Consider the following 16,554-nt stretch of genomic DNA (forward strand, 5'->3'; position numbering starts at 1 on the left):
GCCCTAAGCGACTTTTATATATTAACATTTTTGTTTCTTCTTGTCAACAACCTTTGAAAATATTTTTTTCAAGTTGTTATCAACTATTTTGCTTGTCTGTCGCTCATCTCAGCGACGAATGTTATCTTATCATGATTCAATTTGCAGATTAATATTATTAACTGTTATTAAACTAATTTATCTATATTATTCTTAGTCATTATTTCATATGCTTAATATTTTACATGCAGATACACCTGAGTTCGTTTATATACTTTTAATAAAATAAAATATATGTTTCTTCCTCAACTATGTAAACTTATCTTATAATTTCCTCCAAAATTGTAACTATAATTTAAAAAGGAAGCTTGCAAACACAAGCTTCCTTTTTAAATATTAATTAATATTATCTTTTTTTCTTCGCTACTTCAATATTTAATCTTTTGCCACCAAAACTTTTACCGCTACAATTGTTCATAATTGGATCTACAGCATCTTGTGCCGCATCTATAAATGAGAAGTTTTCTAATATACGTATTTCTCCAATCTCATCTTTTCTTACCTTAGCCTTATCTATTAAGAATTGAAGAAGAGTCTTTGGATTCATTTTATCCTTCTTTCCAAGACTTAAGAATAATCTTACGTAACTTGAAGAAGATGACGATGATGAAGATGTTGACTCTATAGCATTTTCTGTATAATCATAAGATATTTCTGTACTATATATAATATTCATAAGCGCTGCTGCTACATCTACAAGATTAAATTCTTCATCTAATTCTGTAGCCATAGGTATAAATCTCTTATATTCTTCGCCCTCTAAAACACCTTTAACTCTTGATACCATATTTTTATATTTTGCGTTAAATATATCATCTACAGTAGGAACTTCTTTTCTTTTTATTTTACCTTTAGTAGCTCTTTCAATTTGCTTAAGAACCATGTATTCTCTTGGACTAACTAAAGTATATGCTACACCTTCTCTATTAGCTCTTCCTGTTCTTCCTATTCTATGAACATAAGATTCTGTATCTTGAGGAAGATCATAGTTAATTACATGAGTTACATTTTCTACATCTATTCCTCTTGCTGCTACATCTGTTGCAATTAAAAACTCTAAGTTTCCTTCTTTAAACTTTCTTAAAGTGTTCATTCTATGCACTTGAGTCATATCTCCATGCATACCTTCCACACTATATCCTCTTGCTTGCATAGATTCTACAAGCTCATCTACACCCTTTTTAGTTTTGCAAAATATTATAGCTGCAGTTGGTTCATCTACATCTAATACTCTACATAAAGTTTCAAATCTATCTTTGTGCTTTATTTCATAATAATACTGACTTACTGTAGATACAGTCATAGCATTTTTTACAATAGCTACATGCTTTGCATCTTCCTTCATATATCTTTTAGCAAGTTTTTTAATTTCATTTGGCATTGTTGCAGAGAATAGTAATGTTTGTCTTGACTCATTTGAGTTTTTTATAATTTCTTCAATGTCATCTATAAATCCCATATTTAACATTTCATCTGCTTCATCTAATACAAGAAATTCAATGTCATTTAAATTAAGTACTCCTCTTCTTATTAAATCAAGCACTCTACCAGGGGTTCCTACTATTACATCAATACCTCTTTTGATAGATTTAATTTGTCTATCTATAGGATTACCACCATATACTGGAAGCACACTTGCTTTACTATGCTTTGCTATACGTGCAAGTTCATCATTTACCTGTATAGCAAGTTCTCTTGTAGGTGCTAATATAAGACATTTTGGCTTGTTACCACCTTTGCTTATATTGTTAAGTACTGGAGCTCCAAATGCTAGAGTTTTTCCTGTACCCGTTTGCGCCTGACCTATTACGTCATTTCCTTGTAATAATACTGGTATTACTTCAGCCTGTATGCTTGAAGGTTCTTCAAATCCCATATCATCTATTGCCTTTAATATATCTTCATTTAATCCTAAATCTTTAAATTTTATTTCTTTCATTAACATTCCATCCTTTTTGTTTAAATTTTCCATTTTTTCACTTCTAATTCAGAATAAGCACTTACGACATCACTCACTATATATAATTTCCCATTTTTAAATTATATATAACTTTTTTTCAGGCTATGTTGTGAATAATTACTAAATTTAATAATCATTCATAACACAGCCATGCCGAACAAACTAAAAAGTCCTATAAGAACTGATTCCTATAGGACTAAGTGCTCAAAACCTATTATCTTCTGAATCCTCTGTTGTTGTTGTTCTGTTGCTTTCTTGCTCTTCTGCAATCAGCACATCTCTGTGGTTCGTTTTCGAATCCCTTTTCTTTGTAGAAAGCTTGCTCGCCTTCTGTGAATACGAATTCTTTTCCGCAATCTTTACATACTAATGTTTTATCTGCCATTTCAACATTCCTCCTTTTATTATATTAAGATCTAAAACGGATTCACATAACTTTCCTTATAAAAAGAGGAATGGTTATTAATCGTATTAAATCTTGGTGTAGTAATGCACATTCGATTACTACGACTTAATTATTATATCATGATTGTAAATAATATGCAACATTTATTTTTAAATATTTATTATTTACACAATTATCGCAAAATTCAAACCTATCCAAAGCATCATATTTCAAGTTTCAAGCAAAATTCCAACAAATGTTTATACAATATATAAAAACCCTATAGAAGTTACCTTCTATAGGGTAAGTATTCAAAAATTATTATCTTCTGAATCCTCTGTTGTTGTTGTTCTGTTGCTTCTTAGCTCTTCTGCAATCAGCACATCTCTGTGGTTCGTTTTCGAATCCCTTTTCTTTGTAGAAAGCCTGCTCGCCTTCTGTGAATACGAAATCTTTTCCGCAATCTTTACATACTAATGTTTTATCTGCCATTTTAATATTCCTCCTTTTATTTTAAAACTAAGATCTAAAATTGATACATAACGTTCCTAAAAAGAGGAATAGTTATTAATCATACTAAATCTTGGCCATAGCGTTCTATTCTTAATCACTACGACTTTGTCAGTATAGCATGATTACAGCCAATATGCAATACATATTTTAAAAAAAATTATTATAAAAATATTTACTATGTTACTTAGTTCATACTTACTGTTATATAAAGTTTATCCATTGTATTCTAAACTTTCATACCACATGATACCTTCATTATTAATTTTCCTCTCTTTATTAACTTGTAGAATCTTAATATGATCTGTATTTTCTATTCTTAATTTTTTTTTATAGGTTTCCATCAATTTATTTATATCCGTATTTCCTGATGGAGCATGACTTATTATAATTATATTTTTTTTCTCATCTTCTATTAAAGCTCTAAACATTCCATTTATATGACTATCATAATCATTAAATCCAAATCCACAAATACATACTATATCTGCCATTTTAAATCTATTATATATATCAACGTATCTTTCAGCCATTCTTACAGATGTTAGAGGCTTTATCCCATTTTGAGTAAAAAGAAATGGAACAGTTAAATGATTGCTAATTTTTGCTTTTTCTTCATCTATTATTGTATTTAAATATGGATCATAAAAATCTCTTACAGAACCATTTAAAAAGCAAACCTCTTCATTAGTGATATCTTCTATAAAGGTATTATAATTAGCAGTTCCTATTGCAACTATTTCATAATCCCTTTTAATTTTTATTAGATCATGGTAATATCCATCTCCATTTTTTATATTGTTATAATTTCTTTTTGCAATATTTAGTATATATCTTCTAACAGTATGCAGAAATATAACAACTTTTGTAAACTTAGTCCAATCTGTCTTGGGATTGTATAAATAACTCCAGTTGGAATCTAAAAGAGATTTGTAATCTAATGCTCTACAAAATAAATCTTCAAGTATCATCCTGCTAAACTCCACTATGATTTCCTCATCAGATTTTAGCTTAAATATGTTCTTTTCACTTTTTTCTATTATCCATTCTAATCCCCTCATACCCGTAGCTTCATAGTTTAAGGAAAATATGCTCCCCAAATCATCAAAAACATCTAAAGTATCTGGGCTTCTTTCAAATATTCCATCATTTAATTTATGTATTAAGTTTTCTCCTAAAGATCCAATTAAGAGTTCAAGCAATGTTCTTACCATGTCCTTCATGCTATTCTTAAAAGCTATGTTTGTGTTCTTAGTTTCCATAGCAATAAGAAATGCCGAAAAATACTTTGATGCAAATAGCGCATTATGATTCCCATCAAGTAAAGTGTTCAACTTCACATGCTTTTCATAAATTAAATTTTCCAAAGAACAGGAAAGTGTCTTTTCAAACATCTGATCTATGTATATATTTCCTTTTTCTATTTCTTTCGCTATACGTGATACATTCTCATCAAAATTGTCCATATATTTAATAATAATATCTCTTTTACTTTCAAGACTTCCCTTTACAAGTTCTTCATACTGTGATCTTATAAAAGCACTCCTATTTTTTTCTAAAAACTTATCTGGAAACCATTTAGCATAATCTGAATTCAAGTCTATCTTTTCAAGTGTCTTTTTAAATATTTCCTTATCTTCTGCTACATCCATTCTAAATATATCCAGTGCAAATTCTCCCCCAGAAGGAAGTCCATAATCTTGTTCTGCTCCAGCTCCAAAGAATAATGCAACTTTTTTCATATACAATTCTCCCCTGTATCTAGGGCTAAGGCATAAGGTACTAGGAGTAAGGATATGTAGATTTTTTACATTTGTAAATAAACCTAGCACCTAATTCCTACTCCCTATTTATTAAGTCTTTCTGAAAGCTGTTCTCCCGCTACTCCAATATTATCCGCATTACTTTCACGAATTATAACTGTAATAGCTTGCTTTGGTACAGAGATTGTTTCACTTAATATATTTGTCATCTTTTCGATAACTTCTTTTTTCTTTTCCTTTGTACTTGGACCCATATCAATTTGTATAAATGGCATAAATACTCCTCCTTGTATAACCTAATATTTCATTTTCATCCAATTAACTGTTTCATAACCTACACTATATTAGATATTAACCACTAGTTATTAGAATTCCATATTAAACATATTTAATACATCTTGTTCAGCTAGTGGTTTTATATAACCTATGTTACCGTATCTTATAGCATCCTTTGCCATAGCTTGAGATTTTTCTTTTTCTATTCCAACTTCGCTTAATTTTACATTTTGTTCATAACAAATTAAGGATTCGTTTCCTTTTTTATGAATATAATCTTCAGTATTCATACATAATATACATAAGAAAGCATCTCAATAAATTAATACATACTAATTTATAACCAAATCATACATTGGAGGGCTGTATCATGAATAAAAGAATTTCAGTAACTATACTAACATTAATATTGTTAGTATTATTCTTTGACAGTTGTGCAGATAAAACTAAAGATACCCCTGCTCCAAAAGCTTATATTCCTAAAGAGCTCACTGTTCAATTTGTTCCTTCTCATCATAAAGATACTTTAGAAGAAAAAATTAAACCTCTTGAATCACTACTATCAAAAGAGCTTGGCATTCCAGTTAAAGTTAGTGTTGCAACTAACTATAATAGTACAGTAGAGGCGATGTCCTCAAAAGAAATAGATGTTGGATTTTTGCCTCCATTAGCTTATGTTTTAGCAAATGACAGAGGTATAGCGGATATTTTATTACAAGCTCAAAGATATTCAATACAAGAGCCAAATGGTAAGTCTACTAAAGACTTAGTAGATTATTACCGTTCAATGATAGTTGTGAAAAAGAATTCTAATATAAAGAGCCTTGAAGATCTTAAAGGAAAAAGAGTTGCGTTTCAAGGTACTACTTCCGCTGGCGGATATATATGGCCTGTGGCTGAACTGAAAAAGGCTGGAATAAATATAGAAACAGATATTGAACAAGTAACGTTAAATGGACATGATACTGCTGTACTTGCAGTATTAAATGATGAAGTTGATGCTGCTGCAGTATTTGAAGATGCACGAAATACAGTTAAAGAAGATATTAAAGATGTATTTGATAAAGTTGTACCCATTTATTTTTCTAAACCCATCCCAAACGATACTATATCTGTACGATCAGATATGTCTCCTGAATGGAAGGTAAATATCAAAGATGCCTTTATAGATATATCTAAGGATCCTGTTGGGAAAAAAATACTTAATGATGTATATTCCCATGCAGGCTACATTCAATCTACTGATAATAAATTTGATATAGTAAGAGAATATAAAAGACTGGTTGAAAACAACACTCCTTGAGTTTCATAGGCACTTAAAAAAGATATTACCGCATTCTTAATGTTGAACTTTACGTATGGGATTTGCATTTAAGAAGGTGTTCACTGCGTAAAGAAGCTCTAATTGCTTGTTCAAAACCTTCTACAATGCAAATCTCATACTAAATTCAACATTAAATATGTCTCAATTTTTCTATAAGCATTTCAACTGCCTTAGGAGCGTTTCCATCCTTAGGTATTATATAATTAAAGTGCCTTATATAATGTTTAGGAAGACTTATCACTGTAACCTCTTTACTTTCTACAGCTCGTTTAGTTACGTACGAAGATATAAGGGTTATGCCAAGCCCATTTTTAACTGCCTCCTTTACAGCATGATTACTTCCAAATATCATTATATTTTCCGGCTCTATATTATTAGATGAAAGAAAAAAGTTCAAATAATCCCTAGTACCTGAACCTACTTCACGGCTTATCCATGTTTGACTTTGTAATTCCTTCAATGGGGAATTCATCTTAGAAAGCTTATGGTTATATGGAACAGCTAGCACCATTTCATCTTGATAAAATGCATCATACTTAAAATGGGAGCTAGGTACACTTCCTTCCACCAATCCTATGTCCACTTCCTTGTTTTTTACTAAATCACATATATCCATAGTATTTTTTATCACCACTTCTATATCTAATTTTGAAAATTCCCTGGCAAAGTCTTTCAGAAACTGTGGCAGAAAATATTCTCCCACAGTAAAACTTGCTCCAATCTTTAATTTACCTTTAATAACCTTGTTATAATCTAAAAGCTCTAATTTGGTCTTTTCCATTAAATCTATCATTTCTTTAGCTCTTTCATAGAAAAGCTTTCCCGCAGGAGTTATTGTTATCTTTTTTTGTTTACTTGATCTTTCTATTAAGGTAACTTTAAACTCCTCTTCTAAGTGCTTTATATGTAAACTTACACTTGGTTGAGAAATATTCAAGTGTTCTGCAGCCTTAGTAAAATTTTTATACTCTACTACAGCTATAAAATATCTAAATTCATCAAGCATTAGCGATCTCCTCCCAATAAAACTATAAGTTTTTTTAATCGTTACAATTAAAAAGATTTATTTTTATTATGGTTATAAAGGTATTATAATCTATAATAGAGGTTCTTAAAAGTTGGAGGATAGCTTTTTATAGTTAATGTTAATACTTATTGAATAGGATTCACCTTCATTAAATTCCACTAACTGTTTAATATGAACTATTAACCAATATAAGGAGGACATAAAATGAACTTATCTAAACTGAAAAGTAAAATAAAAGATATCTTTCCCGGGGTACTTATGTGTATAGCTATTGCTTATACGGGTAAATTTATAGGAATGTATATGCCTGCTATAGGGGGTGCATCTTTAGCTATATTTTTAGGTATGATTGTAGGAAATACCTTTGGAAATAAAAAGATGTATGCTAAAGGCTCTAAATTTTCCGAAAGTGATTTACTTGCATATTCAATAGTACTTTTAGGAGGTACATTAAATTTTAACACCATACTTAAATTAGGGATTTCCGGGGTAGGATTTATAGTTATTCAAATGGCTATTACAATAATAGCTGCCATACTCATTGGTAAAAAGCTTGGTTTTTCCGAAAACTTTAGACTACTAATGGCAAGCGGTAATGCTGTATGTGGTTCTTCTGCAATCGCTTCAACTGCACCTGTTATTGGAGCTGATGATAAAGACAAAGGGATTGCAATTACTATTGTTAACGTAGTAGGAACTATACTTATGCTTCTTTTACCTGCAATTGCTAATTTAGCATTTTCTTTAGATACTTTAAAAACTTCTGCTATGATAGGTGGAGTACTTCAATCCGTGGGACAAGTTATTGCCAGCGGAAGTCTTGTTAATGAAGATGTTAAGGATTTAGCAACTATATTTAAAATTGTTAGAATTATATTTTTAATAGTGGTAGTACTCATCTTTGCAAATATGAAGAAAAAATCTCAAGGCGAAACTCAAGGGAGTGCTAAGGCTAAAATTCCTTGGTATGTTATGGGCTTTTTTATAGCTTGCACACTTTTTAGTGTTGGCGTTATACCTCAAACACTATCTAAATTATTTAAAATTGTAAGTAGTAACTTTGAAATTATAGCTTTAGCCGGTATTGGCATGAGAGTAAAATTTAAGGATCTAGTAACTCAGGGTCCTAAAGCATCAATGTATGGTATTTTAATTGCGATTGTTCAAATAATATCTGCACTTCTGCTAATTAACTTAATTATTTAAAATAATTTATATCTATGATTTAATATTAGACAAAGTTTACTTTATACTATTTTATAAAGCAAACCTAAAGTTGGCACCAATTCCAATAATAACAAAAATAAAAATAACACAGCAACCGCCTAACATGCAGTGCTGTGTTTATAAAATATTGGATAAGGGGAGCTTATTATGAAATTGTTTAATGATGATTTTAGTGTGTTGCTTGTTCAGCAAATGGATAGATTGTTTCCTTACCTCTATCCATTAATTAATCTTCCCTTATCTTCAGAAAATATTCACATTCTTCATACTTTTTTATAAATTTTCTTTTATTTTTTTAATTTCTGATGATATTAACTCAAAAGCCTTAATATCCTTATTGTCTAAAGCCTGATTAGCCCATATATATAATGTCTGTAAATATAATGCATCTCTCTCAGACTTTCTTATAAAGTCTTTAGAAACACCATTTAAATTTCTTTGAATTTCATTTTCTCTATATACAGCATTTAGTGAAGTTATATAATCTATCAACTCTTCCTTCATAAGTATAAAAAACACTCTTTTTTCTTCATCAAAATTTTGTTTTACAGAACATACCTTTATATGATCATCATTTAAAGAAGTAAGTATTATTTTATCCTTTGAATTCTTAGTAATAAATTCTACTTCTACATTTTTTTCTTCTCCCAACGAATTATAAAAGTCATATAACATATTTATATATGTTTTAAATTCATTAGTTGAAAGTTGTATATTATTAAAAAGCTTGTCTTTTTTAAATGTTAAGTTAAATCCATCTTCTTTTTCGTTTAATTTTTTTAAGACTACTAGCATATAGTCTAGGTATTTATTTAAAACCTTCTCTGGGACAAATTTTATTCCGTATTTAAACCTGTTGTCTATTGTATTTCTTGATAAAACAAAATTGCTTATCTTCACGACAACGACTCCTTTTATATATTTTTTAAGTAATATCCACTATTATATAACAAAAAATACGGAATTTCGCCTTTGTGTCAATATTAAAATTATTCAAACATATTAAGAGTAACTCCCTAATTAAATTCAGATGTATTAATTCAATTCTTCAAAGTTTACATATTTATTTATAATTTCAACTACTTTTTCTAAATACGTTTTGTCTTCTTCATTAAATCTCCCCACTGTTGGGCTATCCAAATCAAGCACTCCATATACCTTATTATTTTGTTTTAAAGGTATTACAACTTCAGAATTAGACTGAGAATCGCAAGCAATATGTCCCGGGAAACTATGTACATCTTTTACAAGCATTGTTTCACCTTTGAATGCTGAAGTTCCACATACACCTTTACCTATTTGAATTCTATTGCATGCTGGCAGCCCCTGAAAAGGTCCTAAGACTAATTCATTATTTTTAATAATATAAAAACCAGCCCAATTTACATCACTAACTAATGCCTTTATAAGTGCAGATGCATTACTTAAATTAGTAATTACGTCTGTCTCATCCTTTAATAAAGAATCTATCATTGAAAGCAAACTTTCATACTTTTGCTTTTGAGTAAGATTATCAAAAACACTTAAATCAAACATTACTACTCATCCCCCTTAAGTCTTATCTATAAACTATTTATTAAAATAATTGCTTACTTCATTTAGCTTGCCTAGAACCTTTTCTACTACAGTTTTATTTCCTGCTATTATATTAACTCCTATTTCTCCGTTTTCTTTGTTTAAATAAGAAGTCATTACTTTTCCGCCTGCTTCTTCCACTATAAGCGCCCCAGCAGCTAAATCCCAAAGTCCTAATTTAAGTTCCCAGTATCCATCAATTCTTCCGCATGCTACACAGCATAAATCAAAAGCTGCACTACCTGTTCTTCTTATCCCTTGAAGTTCTGTTATTATATTAGTAAATAAATTTACATTATTATGCTTTGATATCTTTTTATCATAAGGGAATCCCGTAGTAAGTATGCATTGTTCTAAATTTCCCTTTTGAGCTACTTCAATTTTTTCATCGTTTAAAAATGCACCTTCACCTTTTATAGCATAAAACATTTCGTCAAGCCTTGGAACATAGATAACTCCAAGTATAGTTTCCTCTCCCTTTTTAAGTGCAATGGATACACAAAATATTGGGAAAGCATGCAAATAATTGTTTGTACCATCTAAAGGATCAATTACCCATAAATATTCACTTTCACTTTTAATTTCTCCTTCTTCCTCAGATAATATAGCATGGTTTGGATAAGTACTTTTTATCTTGTTTATAATAATCTTTTCAGATAATATATCTACTTCAGTCACCATATCTACAACAGTAGACTTACTTGTATATTTTATTTTAGAATTATATTTTTCTAGTTGAAGTTTTCCAACTTCTCTTGTCCACAACTTAACATTTTCTAGTACCTCATAAAGATTCACAAAAACTCCCTCTTTCTTACTATAAAGTTAATTTAGTTTTTTATTAAGCCTTAAATTTATTTATATTATAATATAATACCATATTAGTCCATTTTCATCACTATTTTTTCTACCTTCCAAACTTTTAGCAATCTACCTAGCTCTCCAATAAAACTAAACTTTCTATTTTTATAATTAAAACTAATATTTTCATCCTTCCATAAAACATTCCAAATAACGCTTTTATCTTTATCCTTTTCATTAGGATTTATACCATCTGTTACTATAATTCCTCCATCCTGAAGTTTATCAATCACAGTATTAAAAGCTATCTCCTCAAACCAATTAAACGTTGCATTCTTATTTCTGTTATTTCTTCCTCTATAATAAAACACAGATATTTTTTCTATACTCATTATCCCTAAAAACCCATCATATTTATGAGTATACACTTCTATTTTCTTATTATTTTCATATTTTGTCTTCCATATTTCTTTATTACTTATATCTGAAAACTTAATAAATTCCAAGTTCATTAAAAGACTATCTTCTAAGGATTTCATAGTTTCGAAATTTTTATTATTAAACATAGCTACTGCAAAAGGAACATCCTTTGAATTAAATGTTCCTATATTATTTTCTAGACTATTCCTTTCTTCACTAGTTCTTCTCACTCCACATTCTAAATGAGGAAGAATAATCTTATTACTATCTGCAAAATGGAATTCACTTATAATATCCATAAACAAATAAAGAGGCTCATAGCTGTCTTCTCCACAGCATGGATAAAACAGCCCTCCTTCTGGAATAGATATATTAAACTTTTCACTAAATTTTAAATCCGTATTGTTTTTATCATAAACTTCCTTTTTCTCATCTTCATAGTAGCAACATTCTATATATGTGCTTTTGTTTATATCAAAGGCAAGTCCTTGTTTTTTTAACTCTTCAAGCAGATATTTATCTAGAGCATATGGCTTCTTATATTGAAGTCTTTCCACTTCTTCTTTTTCTATTTGAACAATATATTTAAACATCCTAAGTATGCATGAATTCTTTTTCATTATGTAATAAAATTCAGCATTAAATTCTTTTCCTATAAGCATACACACGTATTTAAAAAACATCTCTGGGGTATATTGTTTCAAAACTAAAGGTCTTTCTTCCTGCCAAGCATACATTTTCTCATTCCCCCTATCCCTTATACTATATTTAAAGTATAATCAGAATCATCGTTCTATTGAAAATATACATTCTATGTACTACAATTATACTCATAACATAAAATCTTTCAATAGTTATATTAAAAAATAATGGAGGTGACTTACATGGCTGCATTTTCTATGAGCGATTTAGCTTATAAAGAATTCAAGTTATTTTTACAAGAAAACAATGTAAACTCTGATACAATCAGAATACATTTAGCAGGCGTTGGCTGAGGAGGCCCATCTTTTAACCTTGTTCTGGATGAACAAAAGGCAAATGATGAAGTTGTTAAAATTGGAGATATGAATTTCCTTGTTGATAAGGATTTAGTTAATCAGTATGGTGGTTTTGTTATGAAATCTAGTCAAGAAAATGGATTAAATGGCTTTTCACTTGACCCAGTATTTAAAGAGGATGATGGTGATGGCTGTTCCACTTGTTCTGGCTGCCACTAATTAAAAGGAGTTGAGATTAATTTCTCAACTCCTTTTAATTATTTATTTTCAGCTTCTTTACTTTTCTCTACCATTTTAGTAGTATATATATAGTTCCAAAAATATCGGAGGTGACTTAAATGGCTGCATTTTCCATGAGCGATTTAGCTTATAAAGAATTTAAATTATTTTTACTTCACAACAATGTAGTTGCTGATACAATTAGAATAAATTTAGCAGGTATTGGTTGTGGAGGCCCATCTTTTAATCTTGTTATAGATGAACCAAAAAACAATGATGAAGCTGTTAAAATTGGAAATATGATTTTCCTTATTGATAAAGACTTAGTTGCTGAATTTGGCGGCTTTGTTTTGAAATCTGCTGAGGAAACTGGACTAGATAGTTTTTCACTGGAACCACTTTTTAAGGGTGATTATGGCGATGGATGCTCCACTTGTTCAGGCTGCCACTAATCAAAAATTAGGACAAAGGTACTAGGAGCTAGGGTAGGTATTAGAATTAGGGGGCTAGAATTTACAGTAAATCTCTAGTCCTTAGTCCCTAATCGCTAGTCTCTAGGAGTTATTGCTAAATTACTTTAGAGATTAGCAACTGATGAAGATGAATTAGTTATTAATAAAAAGCAGTTGTAAAAGATTATAATCTTTTACAACTGCTTTTTTATTATCTTGAATGATACGCTTTTAAAAGTTTAGGTAACATAGACACACATAAGGATTCAACTGCGCCGATTATTAAAGTTCCACTCGATTTATCTGAGTTTCCGATCATGTTAACTGCATCATCGGAAAGTTTTAATATCTATTCAGCAATCGGAAGTAGCTTCTTTCCTTCTGGTGTTAATGTGATATTGTGACCCAGGCGTTCAAATAATCTCACATTCAGCTCCTTCTCAAGTAATTGAATTTGTGAGGTTACGGATGACTGGGCATACCCCAGCTCGAGAGCAGGTCTTGAAAAACTTTGATGCTTTGCAATCAGCACAAAAGTATTTAATTGTCTTAGTTCCATTACATATCCCTCACTATCGTTTGTATCGAACAAATATATAGAATATTTCAATTTTAATAAACTTATCTTATATAATACCATATTATCTAATATTTAGAACCTTTTATTTTAATCTGAATTGAAAGGAGATTTTATATGCATGAATTTAAGAAAAATAATGAGGAACTTATGATGTTAATTAATGAATGGGAATCAAAATTACTACAGCTTCCAGAAGATATGATAAGAGTAAGAAGGAACAGCCAAAACAGGTCAATTAAACAGATTGTCGGGCATATGGTTGATTCCGCCTCAAACAATACACACAGAATAATACATTTACAATATCAACCAAGTCCTATGATTTTCCGGACTATGCAAACTTAGGTAATAATGACAGATGGATTTCCATACAGAACTATCAGGAGGAAGAATGGCATAATCTTGTTCAGTTATGTAAATATTCCAATACTCATATTATTCATGTGATAAACAACTTAAATATTGATAAATTAAATAACGTATGGATCACTACATTAAATACTACCGTCTCTCTAAAAGCAATGATTATTGACTACCTTCGTCATTTTAAGTTGCATCTAAGTGAGATTGATGATCTCATAAATTATGAATAATATTATGAGAATGGAGGGTAAACACATACCCGCCATTCGTATTGGTGTCGCAATAAACCCCTAGCTCTGCTAGCAGTTCACTCGGAAACGCCTCCTGATAATCGGGAAAGATAATGCTTCTGATATAAAAATCCTTATAACGTGCAAAAAAATATACACTTCCCGAGTGTACTCCCAGATACAAACATATTGCTTATTTCTTTCATAGATTGTGCGATCTCTATATACTTTCTCCGTACATTTGTTTCATCTTTAGCAAAAAGGTCAAGCAAAAATGCTTTACAGACTATACCTTCAAAGTCCTTCCTATATCCGGTATAAATACCATACGAGGAACACCTGTACTCCTCTTCTTTTTTTGCATATCCTTGTAAATACTTAGTATTGTTGTGAATGTAAGCTGACAAGGTGAGGCTTTATATATCATTATCGACAATTTCATTCACACCTTTTTTTATGCCTTACACATACTTGTTACTATTTGTTCAACTTGTTAATACGCTCAATAAGTTTATCTTTTTTCTCTGCCAGTTTAGTGTAATCCACCTCCGCATGAAGTTTTGCAACTCTTGCAGAAGTGCAGTCACTGACTATAATGTCTCCCTGTTTAGGACCAGTCAATTCAATAATTCCACTATTGTGATTCAGAACATCTACTCCCGCATTAATAACCATTTGAAATTTATCAGGTGAATTATCTTGAGCAGTCAAAGTAAATCTCGCTCCCGCCACATTTCCAAGACTATCTGCTGCAAAACCGCTGCCGGTTATAACTATCTCTCCTGTAGCAGGACACTGGATGTCAAATGACATGGGGTCAGTGTTTAACTCATAATACAGCCTCCCGTTACCATAGATATCGTATTTTATTAAACTGCACGAAGAACGGAGGCAATCACCGCAAACGTCAGCGAACAGTTCTGCAATACATCCATTGTACTGATCACCCTCGCTGTTAATGACTCCGGCAACATAGTCATAAGTTCCGTTATAGGTTGTCAGCAGGCTGCATGGGCAAGGGCTGATACACGCTGTTGAAGTCGTTGTAGTCGTTGTACTGGTGGTGCTTGTAGTAGTCGTTTTGGTTGTAGTTGTTGTTGTAGTGGCAGTGCAGCCTGTGGTTACCCTTGGTATTTCTTGTACGTTCTTAAAGCTTGATTGAACGGGCATTTCCTTTTTGGTTATATCTTGCAGTACACGCTTTAATCCATCGTTCGCTATATCAAGCTTGGTAATAGATGGATTTTTAACAATTTGACCATCCAGTATGCTGAAAATTGACTGGACCCTATCCGACTCTGCATTTATGAGGTGGTCAAATCCAAGTTCTTTAAAGGTTGTCGTCTCCAAAAGCAGCTCTATCAGATTGTCTTGTGTAATAGTGCTGCCGAAACCGATATCTTGAAGTATATTTAGATATAGCATGCTTAATACTCCTCTCATGAAATTAGTTCACCTCGTATATTTTATGCAAACTATATTCCAGATGTTCATCATTTCTAAAATCCATCAAGGTCAGATATTTATCCATATCCCTGTTTATCTTATTAATTTTGGACGGGCAGTAAATGACCTACGATATGATGCTGAGACGGGTGATTACGCAAACGGCCACAGGCTGGTTTCAAGCCCTATCACAGCAGTCGAGGACAGGAAATATCACACAGCTAACACAGCTTATCACCAAGAAGATATGAAAAATTATCCGGTAAATGAATTCGGTACAGATTCAGAAGATATCCGTAGTAACGTTTAAATGCCTTTGTAAAACCAGCATGGGTTTCGAAACCGTAATTCATGGCTATATCGATTATCCTTTTACCATTACTCAGCTCATACAAGGCGAATTGAAGTTTTCTCTTTGTTACATATTCCATGACTGGTAATCCTATCATGCTATTAAATAATCTATAATAATGGTAAGTTGAAAACCCTGCAATTCTTACAAGCGTATCTACGGTTATTTCTTCCTGTATGTTTTCATCAATGTAGTCTATGGTCTTTTGAATTAATTCAATTGACACGAAAGGCTTTTGGATCAATGCTGTACACGTTATACAGTGTTCACCTCTGTATGGGGTTGGTATTATGAGTTGTGTACGGTGTTGGGTACAACCACTGCAACAAAAAAGGACACCCGTCAGGGTATCCTTTAGTTGTCTATATAGTGCCGAAAGTCTTATAATTGCTTGATTTTATCTTATTTAAAATACCTCATCAGTAAGCCCTTGAAAGCCATTCCATGTCTAGCTTCATCTTTACACATTTCATGTACTGTGTCATGAATTGCATCTAAGTTTAACTTTTTAGCAAGTGTTGCTAAGTCTTTTTTACCTTGGCAAGCTCCGTGCTCTGCTTCAACTCTTAACTGTAAATTCTTTTCTGTACTATTTGTTACTACTTCT

Annotated in this window: 18 protein-coding genes and 1 pseudogene; 4 read left to right on the forward strand and 15 right to left on the reverse strand. The window is 31.1% G+C overall.

Annotated features, from left to right (window positions below; translation table 11 throughout):
* Nucleotides 1–385: 385 nt before the first annotated feature.
* The 6 genes from DP68_RS17215 to DP68_RS17240 form a co-directional block, all read right to left on the reverse strand.
* Complete coding sequence (locus DP68_RS17215; RefSeq protein ID WP_035311673.1) at nucleotides 386–1,978, reverse strand: DEAD/DEAH box helicase; 1,593 nt, start codon at nucleotides 1,976–1,978, stop codon at nucleotides 386–388.
* 235 nt (nucleotides 1,979–2,213) lie between these two features.
* Nucleotides 2,214–2,384 carry a zinc-ribbon domain-containing protein gene (locus DP68_RS17220; RefSeq protein ID WP_035311657.1) on the reverse strand — a complete coding sequence of 57 codons (171 nt, stop codon included), beginning with the start codon at nucleotides 2,382–2,384 and terminating at the stop codon, nucleotides 2,214–2,216.
* A 321-nt stretch (nucleotides 2,385–2,705) separates the two neighbouring features.
* Nucleotides 2,706–2,876 carry a zinc-ribbon domain-containing protein gene (locus DP68_RS17225; RefSeq protein WP_035311658.1) on the reverse strand — a complete coding sequence of 57 codons (171 nt, stop codon included), beginning with the start codon at nucleotides 2,874–2,876 and terminating at the stop codon, nucleotides 2,706–2,708.
* A gap of 233 nt (nucleotides 2,877–3,109) precedes the next feature.
* Entirely contained in the window at nucleotides 3,110–4,636 is a 1,527-nt protein-coding gene (locus tag DP68_RS17230) for a hypothetical protein (protein ID WP_035311659.1), read from the reverse strand.
* 104 nt (nucleotides 4,637–4,740) lie between these two features.
* Nucleotides 4,741–4,932 (reverse strand): 4-oxalocrotonate tautomerase DmpI, encoded by a 192-nt coding sequence (dmpI, locus tag DP68_RS17235; protein ID WP_035311660.1) that lies wholly within the window; start codon nucleotides 4,930–4,932, stop codon nucleotides 4,741–4,743.
* Between the two features lie 90 nt (nucleotides 4,933–5,022).
* Nucleotides 5,023–5,223, reverse strand: coding sequence for a hypothetical protein (locus DP68_RS17240; protein WP_035311661.1), 201 nt, complete (start codon nucleotides 5,221–5,223; stop codon nucleotides 5,023–5,025).
* An 80-nt stretch (nucleotides 5,224–5,303) separates the two neighbouring features.
* On the opposite strand from DP68_RS17240, the gene DP68_RS17245 reads away from it, so the two are divergent.
* Nucleotides 5,304–6,236, forward strand: a complete 933-nt coding sequence (locus tag DP68_RS17245; protein ID WP_035311662.1) for a phosphate/phosphite/phosphonate ABC transporter substrate-binding protein — start codon at nucleotides 5,304–5,306, stop codon at nucleotides 6,234–6,236.
* A 151-nt stretch (nucleotides 6,237–6,387) separates the two neighbouring features.
* Here DP68_RS17245 and DP68_RS17250 read toward each other — a convergent pair whose 3' ends face one another.
* Nucleotides 6,388–7,263: a LysR family transcriptional regulator gene (locus DP68_RS17250; protein ID WP_035311663.1), complete on the reverse strand. Its 876-nt coding sequence runs from the start codon at nucleotides 7,261–7,263 to the stop codon at nucleotides 6,388–6,390.
* Nucleotides 7,264–7,488: 225 nt separating this feature from the next.
* On the opposite strand from DP68_RS17250, the gene DP68_RS17255 reads away from it, so the two are divergent.
* Nucleotides 7,489–8,490 (forward strand): putative sulfate exporter family transporter, encoded by a 1,002-nt coding sequence (locus DP68_RS17255; protein WP_035311664.1) that lies wholly within the window; start codon nucleotides 7,489–7,491, stop codon nucleotides 8,488–8,490.
* Nucleotides 8,491–8,784: 294 nt separating this feature from the next.
* Here DP68_RS17255 and DP68_RS17260 read toward each other — a convergent pair whose 3' ends face one another.
* The 4 genes from DP68_RS17260 to DP68_RS17275 all read right to left on the reverse strand — a co-directional run bounded on the left by DP68_RS17260 (nucleotide 8,785) and on the right by DP68_RS17275 (nucleotide 12,044).
* Nucleotides 8,785–9,411, reverse strand: a complete 627-nt coding sequence (locus DP68_RS17260) for a hypothetical protein (protein ID WP_035311665.1) — start codon at nucleotides 9,409–9,411, stop codon at nucleotides 8,785–8,787.
* A gap of 135 nt (nucleotides 9,412–9,546) precedes the next feature.
* On the reverse strand, nucleotides 9,547–10,047 hold the full coding sequence (locus DP68_RS17265) for a GAF domain-containing protein (protein ID WP_035311666.1): 501 nt from the start codon (nucleotides 10,045–10,047) through the stop codon (nucleotides 9,547–9,549).
* Nucleotides 10,048–10,080: 33 nt separating this feature from the next.
* Nucleotides 10,081–10,884, reverse strand: coding sequence for an inositol monophosphatase family protein (locus DP68_RS17270; RefSeq protein WP_035311667.1), 804 nt, complete (start codon nucleotides 10,882–10,884; stop codon nucleotides 10,081–10,083).
* An 83-nt stretch (nucleotides 10,885–10,967) separates the two neighbouring features.
* Nucleotides 10,968–12,044, reverse strand: a complete 1,077-nt coding sequence (locus DP68_RS17275; protein ID WP_035311668.1) for a hypothetical protein — start codon at nucleotides 12,042–12,044, stop codon at nucleotides 10,968–10,970.
* A 147-nt stretch (nucleotides 12,045–12,191) separates the two neighbouring features.
* Here DP68_RS17275 and DP68_RS19920 point away from each other — a divergent pair, with 147 nt between their 5' ends.
* A complete protein-coding gene (locus DP68_RS19920) occupies nucleotides 12,192–12,524 on the forward strand; it encodes a HesB-like protein (protein WP_081957317.1) in 333 nt (110 codons plus the stop codon).
* 119 nt (nucleotides 12,525–12,643) lie between these two features.
* Complete coding sequence (locus DP68_RS17285) at nucleotides 12,644–12,976, forward strand: HesB-like protein (RefSeq protein ID WP_035311669.1); 333 nt, start codon at nucleotides 12,644–12,646, stop codon at nucleotides 12,974–12,976.
* 349 nt (nucleotides 12,977–13,325) lie between these two features.
* Here the strand turns inward: DP68_RS17285 and DP68_RS19790 are convergent, their stop codons facing one another.
* The 4 genes and pseudogenes from DP68_RS19790 to DP68_RS17310 form a co-directional block, all read right to left on the reverse strand.
* Nucleotides 13,326–13,535: a LysR family transcriptional regulator gene (locus tag DP68_RS19790; RefSeq protein ID WP_052085884.1), complete on the reverse strand. Its 210-nt coding sequence runs from the start codon at nucleotides 13,533–13,535 to the stop codon at nucleotides 13,326–13,328.
* Nucleotides 13,536–14,626: 1,091 nt separating this feature from the next.
* Entirely contained in the window at nucleotides 14,627–15,592 is a 966-nt protein-coding gene (locus tag DP68_RS17300) for a hypothetical protein (protein WP_291550130.1), read from the reverse strand.
* Nucleotides 15,593–15,816: 224 nt separating this feature from the next.
* A complete protein-coding gene (locus DP68_RS19355) occupies nucleotides 15,817–16,173 on the reverse strand; it encodes an AraC family transcriptional regulator (protein ID WP_081957318.1) in 357 nt (118 codons plus the stop codon).
* 176 nt (nucleotides 16,174–16,349) lie between these two features.
* Nucleotides 16,350–16,554: pseudogene (locus DP68_RS17310) on the reverse strand (NADH peroxidase); the annotation flags it as partial.

It is taken from the genome of Clostridium sp. HMP27, assembly GCF_000765165.1.
Lineage (GTDB): Bacteria > Bacillota > Clostridia > Clostridiales > Clostridiaceae > Clostridium_AK.

Excerpts from the sequence above, each read along its gene's own strand:
- DP68_RS17275 (WP_035311668.1), bottom strand. The coding sequence starts at position 12,044 with ATGTATGCTTGGCAGGAAGAAAGACCTTTAGTTTTGAAACAATATACC.
- DP68_RS17285 (WP_035311669.1), top strand. The coding sequence starts at position 12,644 with ATGGCTGCATTTTCCATGAGCGATTTAGCTTATAAAGAATTTAAATTA.
- DP68_RS17300 (WP_291550130.1), bottom strand. The coding sequence starts at position 15,592 with ATGAGAGGAGTATTAAGCATGCTATATCTAAATATACTTCAAGATATC.
- DP68_RS17230 (WP_035311659.1), bottom strand. The coding sequence starts at position 4,636 with ATGAAAAAAGTTGCATTATTCTTTGGAGCTGGAGCAGAACAAGATTAT.
- DP68_RS17265 (WP_035311666.1), bottom strand. The coding sequence starts at position 10,047 with ATGTTTGATTTAAGTGTTTTTGATAATCTTACTCAAAAGCAAAAGTAT.
- DP68_RS17215 (WP_035311673.1), bottom strand. The coding sequence starts at position 1,978 with ATGAAAGAAATAAAATTTAAAGATTTAGGATTAAATGAAGATATATTA.
- DP68_RS17245 (WP_035311662.1), top strand. The coding sequence starts at position 5,304 with ATGAATAAAAGAATTTCAGTAACTATACTAACATTAATATTGTTAGTA.
- dmpI (WP_035311660.1), bottom strand. The coding sequence starts at position 4,932 with ATGCCATTTATACAAATTGATATGGGTCCAAGTACAAAGGAAAAGAAA.
- DP68_RS17255 (WP_035311664.1), top strand. The coding sequence starts at position 7,489 with ATGAACTTATCTAAACTGAAAAGTAAAATAAAAGATATCTTTCCCGGG.
- DP68_RS17220 (WP_035311657.1), bottom strand. The coding sequence starts at position 2,384 with ATGGCAGATAAAACATTAGTATGTAAAGATTGCGGAAAAGAATTCGTA.
- DP68_RS17240 (WP_035311661.1), bottom strand. The coding sequence starts at position 5,223 with ATGAATACTGAAGATTATATTCATAAAAAAGGAAACGAATCCTTAATT.
- DP68_RS17250 (WP_035311663.1), bottom strand. The coding sequence starts at position 7,263 with ATGCTTGATGAATTTAGATATTTTATAGCTGTAGTAGAGTATAAAAAT.
- DP68_RS19790 (WP_052085884.1), bottom strand. The coding sequence starts at position 13,535 with ATGGAACTAAGACAATTAAATACTTTTGTGCTGATTGCAAAGCATCAA.
- DP68_RS17225 (WP_035311658.1), bottom strand. The coding sequence starts at position 2,876 with ATGGCAGATAAAACATTAGTATGTAAAGATTGCGGAAAAGATTTCGTA.